This is a genomic window from Bradyrhizobium sp. SZCCHNRI20481, from assembly GCF_032485055.1.
Lineage (GTDB): Bacteria > Pseudomonadota > Alphaproteobacteria > Rhizobiales > Xanthobacteraceae > Bradyrhizobium.
Genome location: NZ_JAUEUE010000001.1, coordinates 468,168 through 492,512, shown reverse-complemented (window position 1 = coordinate 492,512; position 24,345 = coordinate 468,168). Strand labels below are relative to the sequence as shown.

The following is a 24,345-nucleotide window of genomic DNA, read 5'->3' as shown; positions in this document are numbered from 1 at the left end:
GAACGGATCTCAGGCAATCGCCTGGACCTGGTGACTGAAGGCGCTGTCTGGACGGTCGAGCCCGTAGTGCTCGCGCAGGGTCTTGCCGGTGTAGTCCTCGCGGAACAGGCCGCGCTTGCGCAGGATCGGCACGACGTGCTCGGCGAACAGGTCGAAGCCGCCGGGCAGCCAGGGCGGCATCACGTTGAAGCCGTCGGCGGCGCCGTTCTCGAACCAGGTCTGGATGTTGTCGGCGATCTTTTCCGGCGTGCCGGCGATCACCCAATGGCCGCGTGCGCCGGCGAGGCGCTGGATCAGCTGCCGGATCGTCGGCTTCTCGCGATCGACGATGTCGACCACGAGCTTGAAGCGGCTGGCGACGCCGCGCGCGCCGTCGGTCTCGATCAGGTGTCGCGGGAACGGGCCGTCGAGATCGAAGCCCTGGAGGTCGAGGCCCAGCATCTGGCGCAGCTGCACCAACGAATACTCCGGCTGGATCAGGTCGTTGAATTCCTCCTGCAGGCGGTCGGCTTCGGCCTGCGTCGAGCCGACGAACGGGCTGATGCCGGGCAGGATCTTGACGTGATCCGGATTGCGATCGAGCGCGCGCGCCTGGCGCTTGATGTCGGCATAGAACTCCTGCGCGCTCTGAAGCGTCTGGTGCGCGGTGAAGATGGCTTCCGCGAAGCGCGCGGCGAAGGCGCGGCCATCCTCGGACGAGCCGGCCTGGACGTAGACCGGCCGCCCCTGCGGCGAGCGCGGCACGTTGAGCGGACCGCGCACGCGAAAATACTTGCCGACATGGTTCAGCGCATGGACCTTGTCGGTGTCGGCGAAGATGCCGGAGGCGGGATCGTTGACGACCGCGTCGTCCTCCCAGCTGTCCCACAGCGCGGTCACGACATCGAGGAATTCCTTGGCGCGCTCGTAGCGTTCATGATGCGGCGGATGCTCCGGCAGGCCGAAGTTCTGCGCCGCCTGTGGCGCGCTTGTGGTGACGATGTTCCAGCCGGCGCGGCCGCCGCTGAGATGATCGAGCGAGGCGTACAGGCGCGCCAGATTATACGGCTCGTGATAGGTGGTCGAAGCCGTGCCGATCAGGCCGATGCGGCTGGTCGCGGCGGCGATCGCCGACAGCCAGGTGATCGGCTCGAAGCGGAAGCGTTGCGCGTAGCGGACGTTGTCGGCGAGCGCCGGACCGTCAGCGAAGAAGATCGCATCGAACTTGGAGTGCTCCGCCGTCCTTGCCAGCTGCTGATAGTAGGTGATGTCGAGCGCGCGGCTGGTCGCCGAGCCCTTGTAGCGCCAGGCCGCCTCGTGATGGCCGCCGGGATAGATGAAGAGGTTGAGGTTCAGTTGGCGACGCTGGCTCATGGGGCGCTCGTGTTGTGGCGGTCTTGAGGAGGAGGCGGAGCGGTGATCGGCTGATGCCGGCTAGTGTGGGTCGCGGGCGGATGCGTAGCTCAGGTCGTGAGCCGATCGCAGGCACCGGGCGATGTGGCCAGCCAGCCGGCCGAGGCCGGCGCGGAGGTCGAGACCTCGTTTGTCGCCCTCGGGGCGGCACTTGCCGGCAAGGTCCTGGGTGCCTCCGAGCCGGTTATCGGGATGGGAGATGCCGGGCGTGTCCTGCTGAAGGCTGATCACGGCGAGAGGGTCAAACATCGCAGTTTCCGTTGAAACGCTGCAGCCATGAGATCGACTGGCGTCAGCTGCGTGAGATGAAAAATCTAGCGGCTCTGTCCCGATGCTGTCGATGAAATGGATTTGCATTGTTGGTCATGGCACGAGCATGAATGCGTCGTTCTCATCAGAAACCGAGGAGCGACATTTCGATTTGGTTGTGTCCTACGCAGCAGGAAGACTGCATTTGACCAAATGAGGCAATCTCGGCACGTACGCCTGTCGATGAGTCAATCCGTCATGCCCGGGCTTCCACGTCGTTCCGAGTAGGCCGGACGACGTGGATGGCCGGGACAAGCCCGGCCATGACGTCTTGGAAAGAGATGGGGGCAGGGGCAATACATGGAGCGCCATATGCGATGGCCCTGCATGCGCAGCGGATCGTCGATCGACCCATGCAGTCTGTCGCAGCGGTCGTCGCCGTCACCGCAAAATGAGTCGATCATGACTTCTGCGGCGCAGGTCCACCGACCTTGTTGCGCAGGGAGGCCTGGGTCACGACGCTGTTCGCAGGCACGTCGTGGGTCAGCCAGACGTTGCCGCCGATCGTCGAGCCCCGTCCGATCGTGATGCGGCCCAGGATCGTAGCGCCGGCATAGATGACGACGTCGTCCTCGACGATCGGATGGCGGGCGTCACCCTTGATGAGCGTGCCGTCCTCCTCGGTCGGAAAATGGCGCGCGCCGAGCGTGACGGCCTGGTAGATCCGGACGTGGTCGCCGATCACGGCGGTCTCGCCGATCACCACTCCGGTGCCGTGATCGATGAAGAAACCGGAGCCGATCTGGGCGCCCGGATGAATGTCGATGCCGGTGCTGTTATGGGCGATCTCGGCGATCAGCCGCGACACGAGGCGAGCGTCGAGGCCATAGAGCAGATGGGCGAGCCGGTGATGGATGATCGCCGTCATCCCGGGATAGCCGATCAGGATCTCCGGGAAGCTCTTGGCGGCGGGGTCACCGACGAAGGCGGCGCGCAGATCGCTGATCAGGACACCGCGCAGGGTTGGCAGCCCAGCCGCGAAGCGGCGGGTCAGCTCCACAGCCTCGGGCTGGCGGAAGCCCGGGATCAGCTCATCGTCGACGAACAAAGCGGAGCGGTGGATCTGGTCCGACAGCAGATCGAGCCCGATGCTGAGCCGGTGGCCGACGAAATAGTCGATGTTCTCGCCGTCGAGATCGTACTGGCCATAGTGGCGCGGGAACAGGGCTTCGGTGAGGGCGGAGACGATCTGCGCCAGCTTGTCGCGCGATGGCGGCCGATGGATGACGCCGTCCTTGCGGATGCTGTGCGTCTCCTCCCGCGACACACGCAGCTCTGCAACGAGCCGGTCGAGACCCCAGCGTTCGCCTGCAGAGGTGGCGTTGTCCGGACCCGATCCCGTGGTGGGGCGAGAGCTCATGCCGTTTCCTCCGTGCGCATGTGCGTCATCACCGGACATGGGTCAAGGGCACGCTGACCTCGGCGAGCAGGTCGAGATCCGCATTGCGGTCGACCTCGACATACTGGTCGTTCCAATACAGCAGGCTCGACAATTTGGGCGCAAGCTCGACGCTGTCGGGGCGACCGACGATGATCGCATGCGCGTAGCGCTCGATAATCTCGTCGACCTCGCACGCGATCGCGGCCTGGGCGTGCTGCAGCAGCGGGACGCCGGCCGGGCCGCGCGACCAGTCGATGCCCTCGAACTTCTGCTGTCCCGACAGATGCGGCGTGCTGAAGCGATCAGCGAGCGCGAGCTGGTCCGAGCTGAGGATGTTGATGCCGAACCAGCCCTCGCGAGCGATCAGCGGGAACGCTGACGACGGGCTGCCGAGACTGATCATGAGCCGCGGCGGCTCTGATGACAGCGAGATCAGCGAGGCGATCGTCACCCCGGTGATCTCCTCGCCGCGGCCCGCGGTCACGACGCTGACGCCGGCCGCGACACGGCGCAGGGCCGAGTGGAAGTGCTGGGGATCGAACGCGGTCTCAGATACGAGATGAAGGTCACGCTTGCTCATCCGTCGCCTCCTTCGGGCACGAGCCGTATTGGTCGTGTCCCTCGTCGCGGCAGCGCCGTCGGTCAGAAGAAGCCCTTGGCCGGAAGCGGTGTGCCGTTGATCAGATACTGCCCGATCGCCCGCTCCTTGTAGGAGACCGGGTTGTGCGACGACAGGGTGCGGGCGTTGCGCCAGTGCCGATCGAAATTGGTGGCCTTCTTGGTCGACGAGGCGCCGCCGACGTCGAAAATGTATCCGCCATTTTTGATGGCCGCATCATCCGCGATGATCTTGGCCTGTGCCGAGAGCACTGCGGCCCGGTGGGCCAGTTCCTCGGCGTCGGCGCGCCCGGCGTCGAACGCCTCCGTGGCCGCGTCGAGCGCTTCGGCGGCGACAAGGACGACCGTCTCCGCGGCATGCGCCGCGCTCGCGATCTTGCCGATCGTCTCCTGCAGCAGTGGGTCTTCGGTCGGCTTCTCGTGCGGCGCATAATAGAACGTGCGCTTGCGCGAGCGGACCAGCGCGATCGCCTCGCGCAGGGCGGCGCGGCTGATGCCAGCGACGGCGGCGGTCAGGAACAGCTGCGCGAACGTGTTCGAATAGGGCACGCCGTAGCCGATGTCCGGAGCGTCGAACACGATCTCCTGCCGCTTGACCCTGACGTTGCGGAAATGGGTGGTGCCGGTCGCCGTCAGGCGCTGTCCCATGCCGTCCCAGTCGTCGATCAGCTCGATGCCGTCGCGGTCGACCGGGATGATCGTGGCGCCGGGACGGCCGTTCGGATCGGCCGCGCGCACCAGCACGAGATCGGAATACAAGGTGCCGGTGCTGTAATATTTGGTGCCGTTCAGCAGATAGTCGTCACCATCAGGCGTGAAGGTTGTGTTCGGCGTGATGTTGCCGACCTGGGGGCTGTCGAGCTCGGTGGTGGCAAGCCCGATGATCGCGCCGCCGGCCACCGACTTCTGCCATTCGCGCGCCTGGTCGTCGCGGGGATTGCGGACCAGCCGCTCAACCACGCTGAAATGATTGCGCAGGATGTGCGCCACATTGGCATCGGCCTCGGCGAGCCGGATCACGATCTGGAACAGATCGCGGATCGAGCTGCCGGCGCCGCCTGCGGCGACAGGCAGCCGCAGCGCGCCAAGCCGCGCCTGCTTGATCAGCGCAATCTGCTGGTGCGGCAGGATGCGCTCGCGCTCGCGGTCCGACTCGCCTTCGGCGATTGCGGCGAGCAGGGTCTCGAGTGCGCCAGGAGCGAGCGGAAGGGGCGGCTCGGTGGTGAAGGATTTGGTGGGCAGCGGCTTGTTCATGAGGGACCCGAACGATAGCGAGACAAGAGGAAGCGAGCTGCTCAGCGTTGCGGCGCCGGCTCGTCGATCCGGGCGAGGTGGTCGGCGACCTTGACCGGCTCCGGCAGCACCTTGCGCTCGACCAGCCAATCGGCGGCCTTCTGCAGATCGGCGACGAACTGCTTGTCGTTGACGGAGAAATAGCGGTATTTGCGGTTCAGCGCGATGAACTGGTCGCGGATCTGATCGCTGTATTTGCCGGCCTTCTGGGCGATGTATTCGGCGTCCTTGCTGTTCTCCGAGATCCATTTGCCCTCGGCCCGGAAGGCGTCATCGACGGCGCGCACCAGGGCCGGATTCTCGGTCGCGAACTTGCGGGTGGTCAGATAGGACGTGTAGTCGATCTGGAACTCGAGATCGCGGCCTTCCAGGAAGATGTCGTGCGCCTTGTAGTCGAGGCGGGCGATATCGACGCCCGGGCTCCACATCGACCAGGCGTCGACCTTGCCCGAAGCCAGCGCCGGCGCCGCATCCGGCGGATTGAGGTAGACGAACTTGACCTTGGAGCGGTCGACCTTGTGCTTCTCCAGCGCGGCGACCAGTAGGAATTCGCCGAGGCCGGAGCGGTTGACGGCGACCGACTTGCCGACGAGATCCTCGAGCTTGTTGATGCCGGAATCATCGCGGGCGATGATCGCTGTCGTGCGGGGCTCGTAGACGACGAATTGCGTGAACACCAGTGGCGAGCCGGCAATGATCGCCGCCAGCGCCGGCGTGGTCGAGCCGCCGAAGCTGAAATCCGCGGTGCCGCCGGTGACGGCCTGCAAGGTCGGGGCGTGGTTCGGGAACGGGCCGAGCCACTCGACCTTGATGCCGTCCTTGGCGAGCAGCTTCTCGAACTCGCCGCGCTCCTTGGCGATCAGGTTGAGGCCCGAGAGACCCCAGGTGAGACGCACCGTGTCCGTGACGCGGCCGGGCGCGGACCATGCGTCATCCGTCAGGGTGAAGCCGGCGAGCGCGCCGATGCCGAAGGCGGCGGTGCCGAGGAACTGGCGGCGGGAGAAGTCATCCGAAGACATGTCGATCCTTCCGAAAATCAATCGTGAGCGTGTGAACCGAGCACACCGAGTTCAGCCAGCAGGTCGCCGCGGGCGACCGTGCCGCTGCGATCCGCGCGGTGCTCGAAGGCGATCCGGCCGTCGCGCATCACCAGGATGCGATCGGCGAGCGCGATCGCTTCGTCGACGTCGTGCGTGACGAGCAGCACGCCGGGACGATGGTTGGCGACGAGCTCGCGTACCAGCGCGTGCATGCGGATGCGGGTCAGCGCGTCGAGCGCGGCGAACGGTTCGTCGAGCAGCAGCAGCTCCGGCTGCTGCACCAGCGCACGAGCGAGCGCGACGCGCTGCGCCTGGCCGCCCGAGAGATTGCGCGGCCAGTCGTCGACGCGGTCGCCCAAGCCAACCTCTGCCAGCGCCGCGGCGGCGCGGGCGCGCGCGTCGGGCACATCGAGACCGAGCGCGACGTTGCGCCACAGGCTGTCCCAGGGCAACAGGCGATGTTCCTGGAACACGACGGCGGGCCGGCGCGGCCCGATGATGCGGCCAGCCTGGATCGGATCGAGCCCGGCCAGCGCGCGCAGCAAGGTCGTCTTGCCGCAGCCGCTCTCGCCGAGCAGCGCCACGAACTCACCGCGTTCGATGCGAAGATCGAGGCCTTCGATGACGGTACGCTCGCCATAGGCGCGGCGCAGACCATTGACGATCACCGCAGGCGCGGTGGCGCCCTGCAGCGGCGGCGCGAACTGGACCGTCATCGCACCGCTCCGTAGTTCGGGTGCCATGCGAGCAGTCGCCGCTCCAGCCAGCGTGCGATCAGGTCAGCCCCGACTCCGATCAGGGCGTAGATCACGATCGTCAGCACGATGACGTCCGTGCGCAGGAACTCGCGGGCATCCATGGCGAGGAAGCCGAGGCCCGACTGCGCGCCGATGGTCTCGGCGACGACCAGCGCGAGCCAAGCGGTCGCTAGCGCATAGCGGACGCCGGTGAGGATCGAGGGCAGGGCGCCGGGCAGGATGATGCGGCGGATCAGCTGCAGCGTCGACAGCGCCTGGACCCGGCCGAGCTCGAGCAGCTTCGGATCCACCTGGCGAATGCCGAGCGTGGTGTTGATGTAGATCGGGAAGGTCACGCCGAGTGCAACCAGAAACACCTTCTCGGCCTCGCCGACGCCGAGCCAGACGATCACCAGCGGCAGCATGGCGAGGAACGGGATCGCGCGGATCATCTGAATGCTGCGGTCGATCAGGGCTTCGGCGATCCGCGAGAAGCCGACGAGAATGCCGAGCGCAAACCCGATGGCGCCGCCAATCGCAAAGCCAGCGGCTGCGCGCAGCAGGCTGACGCCGAGATCGTTCAGCAGGGTGCCCTGCGTCGTCAGCTTGAAGGCCGTGCGCATGATCTTGCTTGGCGCCGGCAAGACTTGCGGCGACAGATAGCCGCCCTGCGCCGCCGCTTCCCAGATCACGATGAGGAGGGCGGGCGCGAGCCAAGACAGGGCCTGCAGCGTCGCCGAGCTCAGCGCGCGACGCCTGTCCGCGCTGGGGCGCGCGGCGTCACGATTGGTCTGCGGCAGCTCGATCGTCCCGGCAGCTTGTTCGAGATTGCTCAAGAGTGCGTCGTCCTCGCGATGTCATGCCTCTGCCGATCGAGATCACTCGGCAGATCTGTAGATCGGATGCCCGCAGGCGGCCGTGTCACGCCGCCTCGTTGCACGCCGGCAAACTGTCCCACGAAACATGGCTGATCGAAATAGAGCCGTTTTCCAATTGTTGTCAGGCCTGGAGGTTTTCGATTTCCCGCGCGGGCCAAAAGCGGCAAGAATTTCTTTTCGAGATTTGTTAGTACGTGCTCTGGGGAGCGCGCTGCGTTGGGACGACGATGCGCGACGCTGATATCGGAAGGCTCGACATGACACATCCGCTTCGTTTCGGCATCTGGGCCTTGGTGCATGGCCCGCGCGCGGCGCATCAGGATCCGGAAGAGCCTTATGATGCCTCCTGGGAGCGCAATCGCGATCTCGTGCTGAAGGCCGAGGCGCTGGGGTATGATTCGACGCTGGTGGCCCAGCACACGATCAATCCGCACCAGGAGGATCTCGATCAGCTCGAGGCCTGGAGCGCAGCAGCGGCGCTCGCAGCGCTCACCAGCCGGATCGAGATCATCACCGCGATCAAGCCGTATCTGTATCATCCCGTGGTGCTCGCCAAGATGGCGCTCGGCATCGAGAACATCAGCCGCGGGCGTTTCGCCATCAATCTCGTGAATGCCTGGAACAAGCCCGAATTGGAGCGCGCCGGCATCGGCTTCGCCGAGCATGACGAGCGCTACGCCTATGGACGAGAATGGATCTCGGTGGTGTCGCGGCTGCTGCAGGGCGAGCGCCTCACGCACAAGGGCCGCTATTTCGACGTGCAGGACTACGCGCTGCGGCCGAAGGATCTCTACCAGGTCCGGCCGCGGATCTATGTCGGCGGCGAATCCGAGCCGGCGCGGTCGTTGGTCGCCGATCACGGTGACGTCTGGTTCATCAACGGCCAGCCGCTCGCCGACGTCTCCGGCCTGATCCGCGACGTTGCGGCGCGGCCGAGAGGTGCGGCGCCGCCGCTTCGCTTTGGCCTATCGGCCTTTGTGATCGCACGTCCGACCGCGGCGGAGGCGGAAGCTGCGCATCAGCGGCTGCTGCTTCTCGCCGAGAAGGACGCGCCGATGAAGGCGATCCAGAAGCAGAACACCGACCCCAAGGTGGTGATGATGCAGACCATGCAAAAGAGCGCGCGCGTCGGCAGCAATGGCGGTACGGCCGCCGGGCTGGTCGGCAGCTATGAGGAGGTCGCCGACCGCGTCATCGACTTCCACGCCGCCGGCATCGAGCTGTTCATGCTGCAGTTCCAGCCGTTCGAGTCCGAGATGAAGCACTTCGCGGACGAGATCATTCCGCGCGTGCGGCAGCGACAGCGCGATCTTGGTCTCGCGACGGCCGATTCCGGCCGACGTGTGGGGTGATCTCGCCTGCGAAGCGCGCGGAAGAACTGATTGCTTTGTGAAGTTCGTTGCGCGGGGAGATATTCGCTCACCGTCGCGCCACATTCGAAAATCCATTTCATTGACGATGTGGACGGGCGAACGCATCATCCATTCATCATTGGGGCGCTGACGACAGCGCACGGTCAACGAGACATCGAGGCATTCCGCGGATGGAGTGCGGGCGCCATGCGCCTGCGCATAGGCGGAGCGTTGTCGGCAGGAGAGGGTGATGGATAACACGGAGACGACAAGCGCTTTGAGCCGGCGTCGGCTGCTGCAGGCAGGCGCCGGAGCCGCGTTGGTGGCGCCGTTCGGCGGCCTTGCCGCGCAGGCTCTGTCCTTGCGAGCAGCGCCGGAGATCGACTTTCAGCAGTTTCCGATCTGCCGGACGGCGGCTGAAGTGCCAGCTCTCACCGGCGCGCCGCGCAAACTGAAACTGTCGTGGAATGCCGGCGCAGTGTGCCTGACGCCGGTTCCGGTGGCGATCGACCAGGGCCTCTTCAAGAAGTACAATCTCGATGTCGAGCTGATCAACTACTCGGGCTCGACCGATCAGCTGCTGGAAGCCATCGCGACCGGCAAGAGCGATGCGGGCCTCGGCATGGCGCTGCGTTGGCTGAAACCGCTGGAGCAGGGGTTCGACGTGAAGATCGCCGCCGGCACCCATGGCGGCTGCATGCGGGTGCTGGCGCGCAGCGATTCCGGCATCACCAAGCTGGCGGACCTCAAGGGCAAGGCGGTCGCCGTCGGCGATCTCGGTGGTCCCGACAAGAACTTCTTCTCGATCCAGCTCGCGCGGCTCGGCATCGATCCGGTGAAGGATGTCGATTGGCGCGTCTATCCAGGCGCCGTCGTCAACGTCGCCGCCGACAAGGGCGAGACGCAGGCGTTCCTGGCGTCCGATCCGCTCGCTTATCTCTGGCTGAAGGACCCGGCCTACAAGGAGGTCGCCTCCAATCTCGACGGCGAGTATCAGAACCGCGTCTGCTGCATCCTCGGCCTGCGTGGCAGCCTCGTGCGCGAGGAGCCGCAGGTTGGCCGCGCTATCACGCAAGCGCTGCTCGATGCCGCGATGTTCACGGCGCAGAACCCGGTCGAGGCGGCGAAGTCGTTCCAGCCTTACGCGCCGAAGCAGGCGACGCTCGCCGATCTCGAAGGCATGGTGCGCTATCACACCCATCATCATCATCCGCATGGTGCTCCGCTGAAGCAGGAGCTGAAGGCCTATGCCGACGACCTGAAGGTCGTCTCCGTCTTCAAGCCCAGCACCGACACCAGCAAATTCGCCGAGCGCATCTATGTCGACATTTTCTCTGTCTGACGTCGCCGCCGGCGAGCTCGCGCGGAGCAGCTTGCTTTCCGACAAGCTCCGCGAGGTGGCGCCCGGCATTGCCGCGGCGCTCGCTTGGGCCGCCTTCGGCGCATCCTGCCTCGTCCGCGAGGACATCGGTGACTGGTCGCGCACGACCGATCTCGCGGGCGCCGGATTTGTCATCGCGGCAATCCTATTGTTGGCCAGTCTTGCCGCGCACCTGCTCGGACGTGCGGGTGTCGGCGTGCGCAAGCGAAGTCCCTGGTTCATCGCGCTCGGCGTGTTCCTGACGCTGTGGGAGCTTGGCACCGCGAAATACGCCTGGCTGCCGCTGCCGTTCTTTCCGCCGCCGCAGGCCATCATCGAGGTCTACACCGACGATCTGCCGAAGCTGCTCGACAGCGTCTTCGCGTCGATCAAGCTGCAGCTCGGCGGCTACCTCATCGGTGCCACCATCGGCTTCGTCACGGGTGTCTCGATCGGCTGGTCGACGCGGATCGGCTACTGGGTGCATCCGGTGCTGCGCTTCATCGGACCGCTGCCGGCCACGGCATGGCTGCCGATCGCCTTCTTCAGCTTCCCGACCAGCTGGAGCGCGTCGACGTTCCTGATCGCACTCGCCACCGGCTTCCCCGTAACAGTGCTGACATGGTCCGGCGTCGCCAGCGTGCCAACCGCGTACTACGACGTCGCGCGGACGCTCGGCGCCAAGCCGTCGTTCCTGGTGCTGAAGGTCGCAATCCCTGCGGCGCTGCCGCATGTGTTCGTCGGCCTGTTCATGGGCCTCGGGGCCTCCTTTGCGGTGCTGGTCGTCGCGGAGATGATCGGCGTCAAGGCCGGTCTCGGCTGGTACCTGCAATGGGCGCAGGGCTGGGCGGCGTACGCCAACATGTATGCAGCGCTGCTGGTGATGTCGCTGCTCTGCTCTGGCGCGATCACGTTGCTGTTCAAGACCCGTGACCGCGTGCTGGTCTGGCAGAAGGGCGTCGTGAAATGGTAGCCGTTTCGGAAGCTCGACGGGCGGCGTTCCCGGGTGCCGCGATCGACATCGCCCATGTCGACCATGCCTTCGACATCGACGGCGCCGAGCTGAAGGTGCTCGACGATGTCAGCCTGATCGTCGAGCCCGGCGAGTTCGTCGCGTTGCTCGGGCCCTCGGGCTGCGGCAAGTCGACCTTGTTGCGTCTCATCGCCGGCCTCGACAAGCCGCGCAGCGGCGTGCTGCGCGAGGACGAGATCAGCATCAGGGGACCGCATCCCTCGCGCGTCGTCGTGTTCCAGGACCCGACGCTGTTTCCATGGCGCACGGTGCGGGACAACGTTGCGCTGGGACTGGAGGCGCAGGGCATCCTCAAGAAGCAGCGCCATCGTGTCGATGCGGCGCTCGACCTGGTCGGGCTGTCCGACTTCCGCAACGCCTTTCCGCATCAGCTCTCCGGCGGCATGGCGCAGCGCGTCGCGCTGGCGCGGGCGCTGGTCAACGATCCCAAGGTGCTGGTGCTGGACGAGCCGCTCGGCAAGCTCGATTCGCTAACCCGCATCGCGATGCAGGCGGAGCTCGTGGCGCTGTGGCAGCGCAAGGGTTTCACGACGCTGCTGGTCACCCACGACGTCGAGGAGGCGCTGGTGCTCGCCAATCGCGTCATCGTGCTCAGCGACCGCCCCGCGCGCATCAAGGCCGACATCGTCGTGGACAGACCCTATCCGCGGCATCGCGGTGATCCGCGTCTTGCCGATCCGCGCCGGCAGATCCTTGGGCTCCTCGGCTTGGAGGCAACATGGTAGCCGCCATCGAAAGCATCGCGCCGCGCCCGGCCGGTGCAGTGGACGACGAGGAGCTGATCGCACGAGCCCTGCGGCTCGTGCCTGTCTTCGCCGAGCGTGCGCCGGCGCATGACCGTGACCGCAGCTTCCCGTTCCAGAATTTTCAAGACCTGTTCGACGCGGGCCTGCTGTCGCTGACCGTGCCGACCGCGCTTGGCGGGCAGGGCGCCGGCGCACGTCTCACCGCGCGCGTGCTCGGGATCATTGCCGAAGCCGATCCGTCGACGGCACTGGTGCTGGCGATGCACTATATCCAGCATTTCGTGATGGCGCGGCACCAGGAGTATCCGCCGCGGCTTGCGCGCAAGCTCGCGCGGGATTCGGTCGAGCGGGGCGCGCTGATCAACACGTTCCGCGTCGAACCCGCGCTGGGCTCGCCGTCGCGCGGCGGCCTGCCGGAAACGATTGCGCGGCGCACCGACACCGGCTGGCGGCTGAGCGGCCGCAAGATCTACTCGACGGGTGCGCCGATCCTGAGCTGGTACTCGGTGTGGGCCAAGACCGACGAGGCCGAGCCCCGGCTTGGACTCTTCCTGGTCCAGGCCGGACTGCCCGGCATCAGCATTTTGGAGACCTGGGATCATCTCGGCCTGCGCGCGAGCGGCAGCCATGACGTCGTGTTCGATGACGTCGTGATCCCGCTGGACCATGAGATCGAGCTGCGCAAGCCGGAGGGCTGGCGGGTGCAGAACCCGACGCAGGCGCTGGTTCATGCCGCTTTCGTCGGCGCGATCTATGACGGCGTCGCGCGCGCCGCACGCAACTGGATCGTCGACTTCCTGAGGACGCGGACGCCGTCGAGCCTCGGTGCACCGCTCGCGACCTTGCCCCGGGCGCAGGAGGTGCTCGGCGCGATCGAGGCGCGGCTACAGGTCAATGCGCGGCTGATCGATAGCGTGGCGCGCGATTTCGACGAGGGCAGGGTCGTCAGCCCGGTCGAAGGCAACGTCATCAAGCTGACCGTCACCAACAATGCGGTGGCGGCCGTCGAGGACGCGCTGTCGCTGTCGAGCAATCACGGCCTCAGCCGCGCCAACCCGCTCGAGCGGCACTATCGCGACGTGCTGTGCGGCCGCGTGCATACCCCGCAGGACGATGCCACGCGGATCGCCGCCGGCCGTCTGGCGCTTGGACTCTGAGAACCTGAGGAGAGAGGACACATGTCCGAGATCGAATTCATCGGCTTCATTTCCAACAACAACTCGTCCGAGACCATCGTCCGCAAGGGACCGGTGCTCGACCCCGTCCACATCGAGACGGTGGCGAAGGCGCATGAGAATGCCGGCTTCGACCGCGCGCTGCTCGCGTTCCACTCGACCTCGCCGGACAGCCTGCAGGTCGCCCAGCATGTGCTCGGCGTCACCTCGAGGCTCAACGTGCTGATCGCGCAGCGACCGGGGTTCACGTCACCGACCCTGCTGGCGCGGCAGTTCGCGGTGCTCGACCAGTTCTCCAGGGGCCGCGTTGCGCTGCATGTGATCACCGGCGGCAATTCAACCGAGTTGCGACAGGACGGCAACACGCTCGACGACAAGGAGGCGCGCTATGCGCGGACAGCTGAGTTCCTCGACATCGTCCGCGCCGAGTGGACCAGCGAGAAGCCGTTCAGCTATGCCGGCAAGCACTATCAGGTCGAGAATGCATTCGCGCAGGTGAAGCCGTATCGGAAAGAGGGCATCCGGATCTATTTCGGCGGCGCCTCCGATGCCGCGATCGATGTTGCGGGCCGTCACGCCGACACCTATGCGCTGTGGGGCGAGTCCTATGCGCAGGTGCGTGAGCAGGTCGCCCGCGTCAGCGCGGCCGCCGCCAGGCACGGCCGGCCGGCGCCGCGCTTCTCGCTGTCGGTGCGGCCGATCCTCGCCGAGACCGAGGAGAAGGCCTGGGCCAAGGCGCAGGAGATTTTGGAGCGCGCCACCGCGCTGCAGGATCAGACCGGCTACCGCAAGCCGGCCGACGGACATGCCACGGATGGCGCCAAGCGGCTGCTGGCGATCGCCGAGCAGGGCAAGCGGGTCGACAAGCGGCTGTGGACCGAGATTGCCAAGCTTACCGGCGCCAACAGCAACACCACCGCGCTGGTCGGCACGCCGGAGCAGGTCGCCGACGTATTCGGCGATTACTACGATCTCGGCATCAGCCATTTCCTGATCCGTGGCTTCGATCCGCTGATCGATGCCATCGAGTACGGCCGCGAGCTGATCCCCGCGACGCGCGAGCTGATCGCGCGGCGGCAGGGCGCGAAGGGAGTGGCCGCGGAATGAAGCGCGTTCTGCTTGCCGCGGGTGTTCTGCTCGCGTTCACGGCTTCCGCCTTCGCGCAGGCGACCCTGCGCGTCGGCGACCAGAAGGGTAATGCGCGCGCCGTCATGGAGGCAGCGGGCGTGCTCAAGGACGTGCCCTACAGCATCGAGTGGAAGGAGTTCGTCGCCGCTGCGCCCTTGCTGGAAGCGCTGAGCGCGGGCGCGATCGAGACCGGGCTCGTCGGCGACGCGCCCTTTACCTTCGCTGCCGCCTCGGGCGTGCCGGTCAAGGCGATCGCCGCCATTCGCCAGACCCAGGAGGGTCTTGCGATGCTTGTGCCCGAAAGCTCGGCCATCAAGAGCTTCGACGACCTCAAGGGCAAGAAGATCGCAACCGGCCGCGGCTCGATCGGACATCAACTGGTGCTGGCGGCACTGGAGTCACGCGGCTGGACCACCAGCGACATCCAGCTCGTGTTCCTGCCGCCCTCCGATGCCAAGGTCGCCTATACGCAGGGCTCGGTCGATGCGTGGTCGACCTGGGAGCCGTATGTGAGCCAGGAGGAGGTGCTGTTCAAGTCGCGCCGCATCATCACCGGCGAAGGACTGACGCCCGGCCTGAGCTTCCAGGTCGCGACCCCCACCGCCATCAGGGACAAGCGCGCGGCGCTCGAGGACTTCGTCCAACGGCTTGCGGCGGCGCGTGCGTGGTCGCTCGGCAATGTCGAGAGCTATGCCGAGACCTGGGGCCGGCTGATGAACATTCCGTCCTCCGTACCACTGAACTGGCTCAAGCGTGCGAAGGTGCGCATCGTGCCGGTCGACGATGCCGTCGTCGCCGACGAGCAGAAGACGATCGACCTCTACAGGCGCACCGGCCTGATCAAGGAGCGGCTCGACGCGGCCGGCATCCTCGACCGTTCGTTCACTGCGGCGATCGCGAAGGGGGCGGGGCTTTGAGCTGTCAGCGCGTCACGTGATCTCACCGAACACACGTGACTCTCGGCGGCGTCGGCCGCTGAAAACCATAGCACCCTTCAGCGGTGATCCCACCGTCAGCCTCCACGCTATCAGGCTGACCTTCCCGTAACCGTCCCGGCCCGCGCCGGTGAACTTGGTGCCACACCAGCTACGCCACGTCACGCGGCACGATCGCGGCGCCTCCGCGAACCCGGGAGAAAAGGAGCCCGCTCCGATCCTCGATAGGTAGAGTGCCAAGACGCCTTAACTTGGCTCCCCGCCGTCAAGCGCTGCGCAGACGGCTAGGTCGGCATTGTCGACGGCAAGCGACCTATTCAGTGACTTGGAGCCTGTTGCTGCGCTTCTTGAACGCCCAGTGCGCTAATGCCTTGGGCTGGCGAACAGAGTCGCTTCCAGTCCGATGTGGTCCGAGAGGTAGTCTTGCGGGCCGGGGGTGACGATCCAGCGGATGCGTGACTTGAAAGCGCGCCGGCGCACACGCGAGACGTCGAGATTGAAGCCGTGAACCGCAGTCGCACGTTCGATGAACAGGTAGTCGATCCTGGATCCGGTCGGATTCGCGTCGTCCGGCTGCATTTCGTCGCAGTAGTAATCGACATTGTCCGACATCGTCGGCGTGGCAATGGCCGGATCATAGGCTTGCCGATATGCGTCGCTGGCGCGATAGACCTTACAGTTGGTATTGAAGTCGTTGTAGATCGGCTCGTCGCCGTCGCCGTGACGGTCGGTCAAGCCATCGCTCTTCATCGTATCAAACGGTACGGTCCGTAGGTCATAAAAGCCGGCCTGCTCCATCGCCGCGACTAGGTTGTGGTACTCGTCGGTGTCCGCGCCGATGTTGAGATCTCCGGCGACAATGGCCACGTTGGGTGGAAGGTGCGTCGCCTTGATAAATGCAATCAACTCGTCAATCTGCCTGCGTCTGACGTCGATCTTCTCCGCGTCAGTTGGGCCAGGCGGCAGAAGGCCGCCATCGCCGGCATAAAGATGCGTCGAATATAGCTCGATCGCACCGAAGCCAACCGGGATACGCGTGAGTTGCACCCCTTTGTTCGCCCATTTGTCGGAATCGAACATGTAACCCATCTCGCATCCGCCGGGCATGACTCGCGACACGCCGTCCGCCGCATAGACATGCCCGCCCCCATTTTCGATTGTCCGGGTCGGGCTGAGTACGAGGATCCCACTCTGCAGCTGCTTGTAGGCAAGGGAGCCGGCCGGTCCGTCTAAATGCTGCGCGTTGCCATGTGCCAGGATCGTATCCCTCGTATCCTGGTCCCAAGCCTCGATCAGCGATACGACGTCGTAAGCGAACACCCTTCGGCCGATTTCGTCGGCGCGCTCCGGGATAACCGGCTCTTCCTTGGCAGTTACTTCGAACACGCCAAGCACCGGCGCGACCAGCTGCATCAGCGCCTCAAATACGACCTCCTCCGGGATCGAGAAGAAGCTTATCAGCCAGTCGAGGTCGGAACTGAGATGTTCGATGATGTATCCGCCGAGCGAGAGGCTGTCGCCCACCAGCTTGCAAGTGCCGTTCAGCGGGTTGGCGGGCACGCCGCAGATTTCCACGATCGGCGGGAAGATGCGATCGCAGACATCTCCGACATCGGCCCCAATCATCTCCAGCGTCTTGCCGATGAAGTCAGCCGACGATACCCCAAGACAAGCCACGAAGTGGCCCACCCCTCCTGCAGCGGCGACGATCTCCTTGACTCCGACCTTCGCGCGCAGGCACCAGATGTTGTAGTGCAAGAATGAAATTCGTGTTGTGGAGGGGCCCGACAGGCGCCAAGCTGCGTCGGCAAACGAAGCCGTCGGCAGGGTCGTTCCCGGTGCCGCTCCCGGGTAGCGCAGCCTGGACAAGAGGCTGTGCATCGATTGCGGCGGGTAGAGTGCGTCGGCCTGCTGCGCGAGTTGATTGAACGACGTGGTGGGCATGCGCGCATCCTCCTGACTGGTGAATCAGCTTGCCTGGAACCGGTAGGCGAGCGTTGGCCAGGACAGCCAGCGTTCCGGCGCCCGTCTGACTTCCTGTTCGATCTTCTGGTTCACCCAGGCAGCGAGATCCTCCGGCTGCTTGCCGGCGGTGGGCAGTGTCGCCACCACTTCCACACGGTTGTCCCTAGGCGCTATCAGCGCCAGCGTGTAGCCGCTGCCGATCGCAAGCCTCAGAATGGCGGCCGGGGTCTTGGCGGGGCGCCCGAAGAATGGGCTGCGGACGAACTCGGTGCCCGGATGAATGTTGTCCATCATCGCGAACACGTTGCGGCCTTCGCGCATGTACGCGGCGAGCGCCGACGCACCGCCTTCGGCCCGAAAGTTCAGTGTGGTGCCTGCGTCCTTTAGCTCGGAGAGCCAGGGAGCATCATTCGATACCAGAACGACCACATGCTTTTTTTTCGCAGTGCCGAGCAGGCTCGCAAGCTCCGGGAAGTACCATCCGACAATCAGCAGCTTCTCCGATGCCGGCAGGTTCACATCGATCTGGCGTGTCTTCCATGCACTTAGATTGCCCATTGCCTCGAGCCAGGCCTGCTGATGAGCCGAGCTGAAATCGGCGCGGGCTCGAGGATGGGGGGCGGCGAGCAGCTTGCCTGCCCAGGCGAAGGCGTGGTCCGCGCAGGCCGGAACCGACTTCGTGACTGCGTCTACCTTCAGTCCGTGAATGCTGCTCAGGACGGTGTGCAGATCATTGGGCATTTCAAGACCCCGCCAGTTCGCATGTTCTGAGCGCGGCCTAGCGCGCGCCAAACATCCTGTCTCGCAGCTAACGATCGCAGGCGCCAGCCGATCGATCGTTGACGTGAATCAAGCCGCGGCGGACGAGTTGAATATATTTGAAAATACATCTTCAGCGTGAGGCAACGAACATGACGAGCGACATCAAACTCACCGACACGTCGGTCATCCTAGAAGGATCAACGACTGTGCTGCAGAGCGGCAACGTCAGGGTTCCCGTCGACGCGCAGGGCTATCCCGGCATGCTCAGAATCGAGTTTGACGGCGCGGAGGCCCACGCGGGACGTCTCTTGCTAGCCCCGGCTTGGTTGGGGCGAGCGATAATGGCATGCAACGTCGAGACCGTGCAGCTCCAGAGCCCGAAAGTGCCTCCGGCGGCGCGCGCGGCGCTCTCTCACTCCCAGGCTGACGAACTTGTTCTCAACGATGGCAAGCATTACGCCGGGGGCGTTTCGATTCACGGTGCAGCGAAACTCGAAGACGTGACCGTTAAAGGCGCCGCGCGGTTCGAGAAAACCGTTACCGCTCCAGACGGAATTGTCGCGGGTGGCGTTACGATCGCAGTCCCCGCACCGCCCGCATTGCAACCGGGTTTATCAGTTGCGAGCTCGCGCACCAGCATGGAGATCAGCTCGTCGACCATTCGTGTGACAACGAGCCATGTTGGGATGATGGGGCATCAACCCGCGCCGGACGTCCTTGACCTGGTCGCGGAGATCCGCAGTCTTCGCGACCGGGTGGCCGCGCTGGAGAAGAAAGCCGGGGTTCCCGTGCCGGCCTAGCCTCAAGAGCCTCCTCGCCTTGGTCGCGCTGTGACAAAGCCACATGCGATTCGTTCGTGTGATCCAACACCGTACTGTCTCGGATGATAGCAAGCTTCATTGAACGGCCGCTCCCGGTGCAGAGCTCGCCTCGGCAAGTAGGATGGGTTGAGCCGAAGGCGAGACCCATCAATCGGATGGTTGGCCAAGATGGGCTTCGCTGCTGCTCAACCCATCCTACGAATTGATCGCTATGGAAAACGCGCCTGATAGCTTGTCGTCATGAGCAATTGATGTGCCTCAAGCGGAGGTCGCAGCTCAAAGGATCGGAGGTCCCGAGCAAAATTCCGCCGGGTCTGACGGTAGTCTATTGATCTTGCATTCGGCCGTTCGTATCCGAGCTCCTGCATTGTTGGAAGCAGCACGGATAAGGTCAAGAGATGAGACGGGTGATCTTCTATTCATGGCAATCGGGCCTTCCGTCGAGGGGAAATCGCGGCTTCATCAGCGATGCGCTCGAGCGAGCTATTTGATCTGTCCCGCTGACCAAGGTCGATGCCTCACGGCTGCAAACCATCTCTTGGATTGTCCAGTCATTGGCCGTACGTTGGCTGGCGGTGACGGAATAATACCCAAAGCAAACACCATGGAGAACAGTTGGTCTGATGGATGAAGACGACCCGAGCGATCAAATCTCCCGGATCGAGGCGCGGATCGAAGAGCTTGCCGAGATGGCCGAGCGGTGTCGCAAGATCATTCTGGCCTCGAGGGTCGTGATCTATGTCGGTGCAGGATTGCTGCTCGGCGCGGTGCTGGGCCTGCTGGGATCCAATGCGGTCGTCGCCCTCGGGGCGATTGCTGCGGTGCTGGGCGGCATCGTGTCGCTCGGATCGAACGTCAGCACATTGCGACAGACCATGGCGGCAATGGCCGCCGCCGAGACGTTTCGCGCCGACCTGATCGGCAGGATCGATCTTCGTCTGGTTGGTGACGCGCGCCGAAGCGGATTGCAGCCTCGGTGACTCGCGCCGCCGGGTGTTGCACTCCGAGCGATCCGTTTGCGGGGGGCGGTGACGGTGCGCGAACTGACTGCACCGGATCAACGCGACCTGTCGAGCAAAGCGGGTTCAGGTAGGCTGTATCGCCTTGCCGTGCGCAGCCCGGGCTGCTATATATAAGCAACGCGCAAGAGTGCTGATCTCGCCGAGTGGCTCGAGACGGTCATGCATCTGTACGGTGAGCGCATTCTGTCGTTCGACATGCGGGCAGCGCGGATCGCGGGCCGATTGTCGGATCGGGCGAGGGGGCCTGGACAGGCGCCGGGCTTCGCCGACATCATCATCGCAGCGACCGCGCGCCGGCATCAATTGACGATCCTGTCGCGCAACCTCAGACATTTCGAGCCGCTGGATGTCTCCGTGCTGGATCCATTTGCGGACTTGCCGTGAACGGCGGTCCGGGTTCTGATCGGCAAGTAGCGTGGATTCGGCCTCGCGCGATGCCAATCAGCTCAGCCAATCAGCTCAATTGACGTGAGAGGATGGTTTCGCCGGCGCCCGACCTATCCTACGATAGCAATGAAAAAGAAGATGCAGGGAGTAAACCATGCTCAAGGGGATCGATCCGCTGCTCAATGCCGACGTGCTCTATGCTGTCAGGGCGATGGGGCATGGCGACCGTCTCGTGATCTGCGACAGCAATTTTCCGGCCGATGCGATCGCGCGGCAGACGGTGTTCGGCGAGCTCCTGCGCATCGACAATGTCAGCGCGGCACGGGCCGTCCAGGCGGTGCTGTCGGTGCTGCCGCTTGACACCTTCGTCGACGATGCCGCGGTCAGGATGGAGGTCGTCGGCGAGCCCGAGGTGGTGCCGCCGGTGCAGCAGGAGGTTCAGGCTGTGATCGACCGCGCCGAAGGCAGGTCCTGGCCGCTGGTCGGCGTCGAGCGGCACGCGTTCTATGAAAAAGCCAAGACCGCCTATTGCGTGATCGCGACCGGCGAGCGCCGGTTCTACGGTTGCTTCCTGTTCAGCAAGGGCGTGATCGCGCCGGACGCGCAGTGAGCATACTCCTGGCCGCGCTCACATGGGTGATGCGCGTCGTGTTCTCGTCGCGTAGCCAGGGCGAGCGCCCGCCGATGCCCAACGGTCGTCGGCGGGAGCGGCCCCGGGGAGAGGCCGGCCCCGCATGTCGCTACGCTCGTGGCGGGCTACGGACCGGTCACGGAGGCGGGAGCTGTTGGCTTGCGGTAGCAAATGGTGGCAATTTATGCTCCCCGGTCTTGGAGCATCCGATGGCATCTGTCGAAAAACTCAGCGTTGCGCTGACGAGCGAGCAGGTCTCAGCCCTCAAGACAGCGGTCGAGTCGGGCGAATATGCCACCACCAGCGAGATCGTCCGCGAGGCGGTGCGCGACTGGCAGCTTGAAGCGTGAGCTGTGCCGGGAGGACGTCAGGCGCCTGCGGCAGGCCTGGGACGAAGGCATCGCCAGCGGATCTGCTGCCAAGGTCGATATGAAGCAGCTGCGCACGGACGCCCGCGACGGCTGAAGGGAGCGAAGCAAGCCTCCCACAATGCCGATTGAGCTGGTCTGGTCCAACCAGGCCTGGTCCGATCTGCTCGACATCTACCTGCTGATCTGGGTCGATCAGCCAGCCGCCGCTGAGCGTCATCTCGACCGAATCGAAGCGAAATTCGAACTGCTGAGATCGCAACCGCGGATGGGCGCCCGCCGTTCCGATCCGCCCGTCCATGCGTATGCTGGTCGAGGCGCCTTACCTGCTGCTTTACCGAACCGTCCCCGACACGGACGAAGGTCCGGTTGACTCCGTTGAAATCATCCGCGTCATCGACGGCGACGACGTCCGACCGACGGCAAATCCGCCCTCATGGCTTTGCGGGTTCGAGTCCTGCATCACCCATCATCCGGCCGCGGCCGGCCCCATGACGTCTGGGCGATGGGCCAAACATAGCCGCCGCCTGAAGGCTCAGCCAGCGATGTGGTGTCGGCTTTTCGATCGATGTTGATATGGCCGTAGAAGGGCACTGGCGAGTATCGAGCAGATATTGACGGTCTGCGCGCCATCGCAGTCGCCGTCGTCGTCTTGCTTCATCTCAGGGTGAGTGGCTTCAGTGGCGCGGCGTTGCCGCCTCTATTTGCTCTCGGATGGCGTCCGGCTGTAGACCGTCTTGGCCGGATAGGTCGAGTTCGTGATCGTCAGCGTACTACCATCGAGATTATAGATGCTGGCGCCGTCGCGCGCCTTGTTCTTGACGAATGCCGACTTGCTGACGCCGACGACTGTCGCTTCCAATTGCGAGGCCCGGCTGATCTCATAGATGGCGCCGCCCTGATGGCGCGCGCTATTGGCCGTAAACCGGGCTTGCTCATAGCTCACATGCGAGCCGTAATCCTCGTAGGTTGCGCCGCCATCCTGCGATGCCCGATTGCCGGTGAACGAGCACTTCTGACATGTGACGACGACGCCCTCGCGGTTGACGTTGGCGCCGCCATAGACGGCCCGATTGCCTTCAAAGACGGTATCGGAGATCGTGAGATTGGCCTTGCCGTAGGCATAAATCGCTCCGCCTTCGAGTGCCTCGTTGTGCTCGAAGCGGCAATTGTGCAGCGTCATCTTGAATCCGATCGCGGCCTCGCGCGGCAGAAATTTCTTGCCGGCATGATAGGCAAGCAACCCGCCGCCCTTGCCGTTGTAAGTCCGGCCGACCGCGCGACCGTCACGCAGCGTCAATCCGTCGAGCAGCGCGTCATCGGCGCCATAGAGGACGTGCGCATATCGATAGCCGCCTTTGGCGGCCCTCGCGCTCAGAATTGTCCGCGCGCCGGCGGCGCGACGCTGCTCTAAGGCAGTTTCAGTGCCGGCAAACCCGCCGTACAGCTTCACGCCGTCGTAGAGAATGAAGGCCGCGATACGGCCGTCCTTCTTGGCAGGCCTGTACGTGCCGGCCTTGATCCAAACCGCCGCCTTCGAGGCCGAGGCGAGGTCGATGGCCGCCTGTAAGTCGGAGAACCCGGTTGCCCAGGAAAGTCCGTCCTGTGCCTTGGCCGGGTTGTCCGGAACGACATAGATGACCGGCGCGGATACGGCCTTGGCGCTGACCGCTGGCCGGATGTACTCGCCCTGATATTCGACCGCGCCGCTGTTCTTCACGTAAATCTGGACGAGTTTCTCGACCAAACCGTTCTTCAGCAGGAGCGCGCCGTCCAAGCCGGGCTGGTAACCGCGCGCATAAGCGGGCGCGGATTTAAGGGCAACGGGTTCCAACTCCCCCTTGAGGTTGCTGATGGGGATGAAGTCGGTCAGCGGCAGCGTGCTTCCCGCAGGAGCGAGCGAGCCGACCTCCGACACAATGTCCTCATGCCAATTATAGACCTTACCGACAACGCTGCGGATGAGGATCGGATTGCTGTTCGCACCTGTCCCCTGATAAAGGTCCGGGCCCAACGCGCTGCTGGCCTTGTTGCCCACGATTGTCACGTTGACGAGCAGTGGTGCCGAGCCGCCGTCGTTGCCGACGCCGCCGGCGCTCACGGCCGAGTTGCCTGTGAACAGCGTGTTGAAGACAAGCGGCGACGCGGCAAAGTCGTTGTAAAGGCCACCGCCTTTGTCGTTGCTGCGGTTGCCGATGAAGCGGCAGTTGATGAAGCGCGGCATAGCGCCGAGATCGTTGCTTACGCCGCCGCCGCGCAGCTCGGCTACATTGTCGATGAAATCGACATTGATGAAGGCGGCCTGGTCCGCGCCCGCCTTGTGCACATTGTAAACGGCGCCGCCCTTGGGCGAGTAGTTGTTCTTGAAGACGACGTTGCGCACAATGGGGCTGGTCATGAAGTTTCTCATGCCGCCGCCAACGACCATGTCGTTCTTGAGAATGTCGGCCGGCACGAGATGCATGCGGGGCTTGTCCGTCCCGTAAGAATCCGAGACCGTGAAGCCATCCAGAATGGCTCGGTTAGCGCCCATAATAATGGTCTTTGTGTTTTTCGTCTTGTCGCCCTTGCCGATATTGCCGCTGAGTATGGTTACATTCCTTCGAAAATCCCTTTGCTGCCGCGCCGTTTCGTTGCCTGAGAAGCCCCCATAGACGGCGATGTCCTCCTTGAGGACAAATGACTTGGTCTGATCGGTCGCATCGGGATAATACGTGCCACGCGCCACCCAGATTTCGTCGTTCTTAGAGGCCGCTGATAGTGCATCCTGCAGGGAATGGAACGGGGCATTCCAGGCGTGCCCGTCCCCCGCACTCTTACTTGCCTGATTCACGTACCAAGTTTTTCCGGAATCGGCTTGCGAGACGCCCGAAGCTAAGGTGACGATTGCAGCCGCAAAAAGTGCCGTGAAAAGGTGCTTCATCTTCATTCCTAATCGGGAATTGATCCGCGGCGCGTCGGCTGAATCCGTAGGCGTTCCAGCGAGCAGGGGTCTCTATCGAGCAGAGCGCA

24 protein-coding genes and 1 pseudogene are annotated in these 24,345 nt (G+C 64.5%); 14 read left to right on the top strand and 11 right to left on the bottom strand.

Going from position 1 to position 24,345, the window contains the following annotated elements; all coding sequences use genetic code 11:
• Positions 1-9 precede the first annotated feature (9 nt).
• The 8 genes from QX132_RS02430 to QX132_RS02395 form a co-directional block, all read right to left on the bottom strand.
• Complete coding sequence (locus QX132_RS02430) at positions 10-1,353, bottom strand: LLM class flavin-dependent oxidoreductase (protein WP_316159982.1); 1,344 nt, start codon at positions 1,351-1,353, stop codon at positions 10-12.
• Between the two features lie 60 nt (positions 1,354-1,413).
• Complete coding sequence (locus tag QX132_RS02425) at positions 1,414-1,641, bottom strand: hypothetical protein (protein WP_316159981.1); 228 nt, start codon at positions 1,639-1,641, stop codon at positions 1,414-1,416.
• A gap of 460 nt (positions 1,642-2,101) precedes the next feature.
• Positions 2,102-3,061, bottom strand: a complete 960-nt coding sequence (gene epsC / locus QX132_RS02420; RefSeq protein WP_316159980.1) for a serine O-acetyltransferase EpsC — start codon at positions 3,059-3,061, stop codon at positions 2,102-2,104.
• Between the two features lie 28 nt (positions 3,062-3,089).
• The gene (locus QX132_RS02415; protein WP_316159979.1) at positions 3,090-3,662 is read right to left on the bottom strand and encodes a flavin reductase family protein; all 573 of its coding nucleotides are present in this window, start codon (positions 3,660-3,662) and stop codon (positions 3,090-3,092) included.
• 62 nt (positions 3,663-3,724) lie between these two features.
• A complete protein-coding gene (locus QX132_RS02410) occupies positions 3,725-4,954 on the bottom strand; it encodes an acyl-CoA dehydrogenase family protein (protein ID WP_316159978.1) in 1,230 nt (409 codons plus the stop codon).
• A gap of 41 nt (positions 4,955-4,995) precedes the next feature.
• Positions 4,996-6,012, bottom strand: coding sequence for an NrtA/SsuA/CpmA family ABC transporter substrate-binding protein (locus QX132_RS02405; protein WP_316159977.1), 1,017 nt, complete (start codon positions 6,010-6,012; stop codon positions 4,996-4,998).
• Positions 6,013-6,029: 17 nt separating this feature from the next.
• Complete coding sequence (locus QX132_RS02400) at positions 6,030-6,749, bottom strand: ABC transporter ATP-binding protein (RefSeq protein WP_316159976.1); 720 nt, start codon at positions 6,747-6,749, stop codon at positions 6,030-6,032.
• Positions 6,746-7,606 (bottom strand): ABC transporter permease subunit, encoded by an 861-nt coding sequence (locus QX132_RS02395; protein WP_316159975.1) that lies wholly within the window; start codon positions 7,604-7,606, stop codon positions 6,746-6,748. The genes QX132_RS02400 and QX132_RS02395 overlap by 4 nt, the downstream gene beginning before the upstream one ends.
• A gap of 299 nt (positions 7,607-7,905) precedes the next feature.
• Between QX132_RS02395 and QX132_RS02390 the strand changes: the two genes are divergently transcribed.
• From QX132_RS02390 to QX132_RS02360, 7 genes are all read left to right on the top strand, one after another.
• A complete protein-coding gene (locus QX132_RS02390; RefSeq protein WP_316159974.1) occupies positions 7,906-9,000 on the top strand; it encodes an LLM class flavin-dependent oxidoreductase in 1,095 nt (364 codons plus the stop codon).
• Positions 9,001-9,250: 250 nt separating this feature from the next.
• Positions 9,251-10,342: an ABC transporter substrate-binding protein gene (locus QX132_RS02385; protein WP_315739261.1), complete on the top strand. Its 1,092-nt coding sequence runs from the start codon at positions 9,251-9,253 to the stop codon at positions 10,340-10,342.
• The gene (locus tag QX132_RS02380) at positions 10,320-11,333 is read left to right on the top strand and encodes an ABC transporter permease (protein ID WP_315739262.1); all 1,014 of its coding nucleotides are present in this window, start codon (positions 10,320-10,322) and stop codon (positions 11,331-11,333) included. Before QX132_RS02385 ends, QX132_RS02380 begins: the two co-directional genes overlap by 23 nt.
• Entirely contained in the window at positions 11,327-12,118 is a 792-nt protein-coding gene (locus QX132_RS02375; RefSeq protein WP_316159973.1) for an ABC transporter ATP-binding protein, read from the top strand. Before QX132_RS02380 ends, QX132_RS02375 begins: the two co-directional genes overlap by 7 nt.
• The gene (locus QX132_RS02370) at positions 12,112-13,296 is read left to right on the top strand and encodes an acyl-CoA dehydrogenase family protein (RefSeq protein ID WP_315739264.1); all 1,185 of its coding nucleotides are present in this window, start codon (positions 12,112-12,114) and stop codon (positions 13,294-13,296) included. The genes QX132_RS02375 and QX132_RS02370 overlap by 7 nt, the downstream gene beginning before the upstream one ends.
• 21 nt (positions 13,297-13,317) lie before the next feature.
• Positions 13,318-14,421, top strand: coding sequence for an LLM class flavin-dependent oxidoreductase (locus QX132_RS02365; protein WP_315739265.1), 1,104 nt, complete (start codon positions 13,318-13,320; stop codon positions 14,419-14,421).
• Positions 14,418-15,359, top strand: coding sequence for an ABC transporter substrate-binding protein (locus tag QX132_RS02360; protein ID WP_315739266.1), 942 nt, complete (start codon positions 14,418-14,420; stop codon positions 15,357-15,359). Before QX132_RS02365 ends, QX132_RS02360 begins: the two co-directional genes overlap by 4 nt.
• A gap of 381 nt (positions 15,360-15,740) precedes the next feature.
• On the opposite strand, the gene QX132_RS02355 is transcribed toward QX132_RS02360, so the two are convergent.
• Positions 15,741-17,321 carry an endonuclease/exonuclease/phosphatase family protein gene (locus QX132_RS02355; protein WP_315777403.1) on the bottom strand — a complete coding sequence of 527 codons (1,581 nt, stop codon included), beginning with the start codon at positions 17,319-17,321 and terminating at the stop codon, positions 15,741-15,743.
• Between the two features lie 24 nt (positions 17,322-17,345).
• Positions 17,346-18,083 carry a hypothetical protein gene (locus QX132_RS02350; protein WP_316159972.1) on the bottom strand — a complete coding sequence of 246 codons (738 nt, stop codon included), beginning with the start codon at positions 18,081-18,083 and terminating at the stop codon, positions 17,346-17,348.
• Between the two features lie 170 nt (positions 18,084-18,253).
• On the opposite strand from QX132_RS02350, the gene QX132_RS02345 reads away from it, so the two are divergent.
• The 7 genes and pseudogenes from QX132_RS02345 to QX132_RS02315 all read left to right on the top strand — a co-directional run bounded on the left by QX132_RS02345 (position 18,254) and on the right by QX132_RS02315 (position 21,706).
• Positions 18,254-18,904, top strand: coding sequence for a hypothetical protein (locus QX132_RS02345; protein ID WP_315712575.1), 651 nt, complete (start codon positions 18,254-18,256; stop codon positions 18,902-18,904).
• A gap of 644 nt (positions 18,905-19,548) precedes the next feature.
• Entirely contained in the window at positions 19,549-19,905 is a 357-nt protein-coding gene (locus tag QX132_RS02340; protein ID WP_315739267.1) for a hypothetical protein, read from the top strand.
• A gap of 177 nt (positions 19,906-20,082) precedes the next feature.
• Positions 20,083-20,331, top strand: a pseudogene (locus QX132_RS02335) (PIN domain-containing protein); the annotation flags it as partial.
• Between the two features lie 157 nt (positions 20,332-20,488).
• Complete coding sequence (locus QX132_RS02330) at positions 20,489-20,944, top strand: RbsD/FucU family protein (protein WP_315770957.1); 456 nt, start codon at positions 20,489-20,491, stop codon at positions 20,942-20,944.
• A gap of 230 nt (positions 20,945-21,174) precedes the next feature.
• Positions 21,175-21,315 carry a ribbon-helix-helix domain-containing protein gene (locus QX132_RS02325; protein ID WP_316159971.1) on the top strand — a complete coding sequence of 47 codons (141 nt, stop codon included), beginning with the start codon at positions 21,175-21,177 and terminating at the stop codon, positions 21,313-21,315.
• Positions 21,305-21,430, top strand: a complete 126-nt coding sequence (locus tag QX132_RS02320; RefSeq protein ID WP_316159970.1) for a hypothetical protein — start codon at positions 21,305-21,307, stop codon at positions 21,428-21,430. Before QX132_RS02325 ends, QX132_RS02320 begins: the two co-directional genes overlap by 11 nt.
• 24 nt (positions 21,431-21,454) lie before the next feature.
• Positions 21,455-21,706, top strand: coding sequence for a type II toxin-antitoxin system RelE/ParE family toxin (locus QX132_RS02315; protein WP_316159969.1), 252 nt, complete (start codon positions 21,455-21,457; stop codon positions 21,704-21,706).
• Between the two features lie 327 nt (positions 21,707-22,033).
• On the opposite strand, the gene QX132_RS02310 is transcribed toward QX132_RS02315, so the two are convergent.
• The gene (locus tag QX132_RS02310; RefSeq protein ID WP_316159968.1) at positions 22,034-24,256 is read right to left on the bottom strand and encodes a right-handed parallel beta-helix repeat-containing protein; all 2,223 of its coding nucleotides are present in this window, start codon (positions 24,254-24,256) and stop codon (positions 22,034-22,036) included.
• Positions 24,257-24,345: the final 89 nt, after the last annotated feature.

Coding starts and splice junctions, on each gene's coding strand:
- QX132_RS02430 (WP_316159982.1), bottom strand. CDS start 1,353: ATGAGCCAGCGTCGCCAACTGAACCTCAACCTCTTCATCTATCCCGGC.
- QX132_RS02425 (WP_316159981.1), bottom strand. CDS start 1,641: ATGTTTGACCCTCTCGCCGTGATCAGCCTTCAGCAGGACACGCCCGGC.
- epsC (WP_316159980.1), bottom strand. CDS start 3,061: ATGAGCTCTCGCCCCACCACGGGATCGGGTCCGGACAACGCCACCTCT.
- QX132_RS02415 (WP_316159979.1), bottom strand. CDS start 3,662: ATGAGCAAGCGTGACCTTCATCTCGTATCTGAGACCGCGTTCGATCCC.
- QX132_RS02410 (WP_316159978.1), bottom strand. CDS start 4,954: ATGAACAAGCCGCTGCCCACCAAATCCTTCACCACCGAGCCGCCCCTT.
- QX132_RS02405 (WP_316159977.1), bottom strand. CDS start 6,012: ATGTCTTCGGATGACTTCTCCCGCCGCCAGTTCCTCGGCACCGCCGCC.
- QX132_RS02400 (WP_316159976.1), bottom strand. CDS start 6,749: ATGACGGTCCAGTTCGCGCCGCCGCTGCAGGGCGCCACCGCGCCTGCG.
- QX132_RS02390 (WP_316159974.1), top strand. CDS start 7,906: ATGACACATCCGCTTCGTTTCGGCATCTGGGCCTTGGTGCATGGCCCG.
- QX132_RS02385 (WP_315739261.1), top strand. CDS start 9,251: ATGGATAACACGGAGACGACAAGCGCTTTGAGCCGGCGTCGGCTGCTG.
- QX132_RS02380 (WP_315739262.1), top strand. CDS start 10,320: ATGTCGACATTTTCTCTGTCTGACGTCGCCGCCGGCGAGCTCGCGCGG.
- QX132_RS02375 (WP_316159973.1), top strand. CDS start 11,327: ATGGTAGCCGTTTCGGAAGCTCGACGGGCGGCGTTCCCGGGTGCCGCG.
- QX132_RS02370 (WP_315739264.1), top strand. CDS start 12,112: ATGGTAGCCGCCATCGAAAGCATCGCGCCGCGCCCGGCCGGTGCAGTG.
- QX132_RS02365 (WP_315739265.1), top strand. CDS start 13,318: ATGTCCGAGATCGAATTCATCGGCTTCATTTCCAACAACAACTCGTCC.
- QX132_RS02360 (WP_315739266.1), top strand. CDS start 14,418: ATGAAGCGCGTTCTGCTTGCCGCGGGTGTTCTGCTCGCGTTCACGGCT.
- QX132_RS02355 (WP_315777403.1), bottom strand. CDS start 17,321: ATGCCCACCACGTCGTTCAATCAACTCGCGCAGCAGGCCGACGCACTC.
- QX132_RS02350 (WP_316159972.1), bottom strand. CDS start 18,083: ATGCCCAATGATCTGCACACCGTCCTGAGCAGCATTCACGGACTGAAG.
- QX132_RS02345 (WP_315712575.1), top strand. CDS start 18,254: ATGACGAGCGACATCAAACTCACCGACACGTCGGTCATCCTAGAAGGA.
- QX132_RS02340 (WP_315739267.1), top strand. CDS start 19,549: ATGGATGAAGACGACCCGAGCGATCAAATCTCCCGGATCGAGGCGCGG.
- QX132_RS02330 (WP_315770957.1), top strand. CDS start 20,489: ATGCTCAAGGGGATCGATCCGCTGCTCAATGCCGACGTGCTCTATGCT.
- QX132_RS02325 (WP_316159971.1), top strand. CDS start 21,175: ATGGCATCTGTCGAAAAACTCAGCGTTGCGCTGACGAGCGAGCAGGTC.
- QX132_RS02315 (WP_316159969.1), top strand. CDS start 21,455: ATGCCGATTGAGCTGGTCTGGTCCAACCAGGCCTGGTCCGATCTGCTC.
- QX132_RS02310 (WP_316159968.1), bottom strand. CDS start 24,256: ATGAAGCACCTTTTCACGGCACTTTTTGCGGCTGCAATCGTCACCTTA.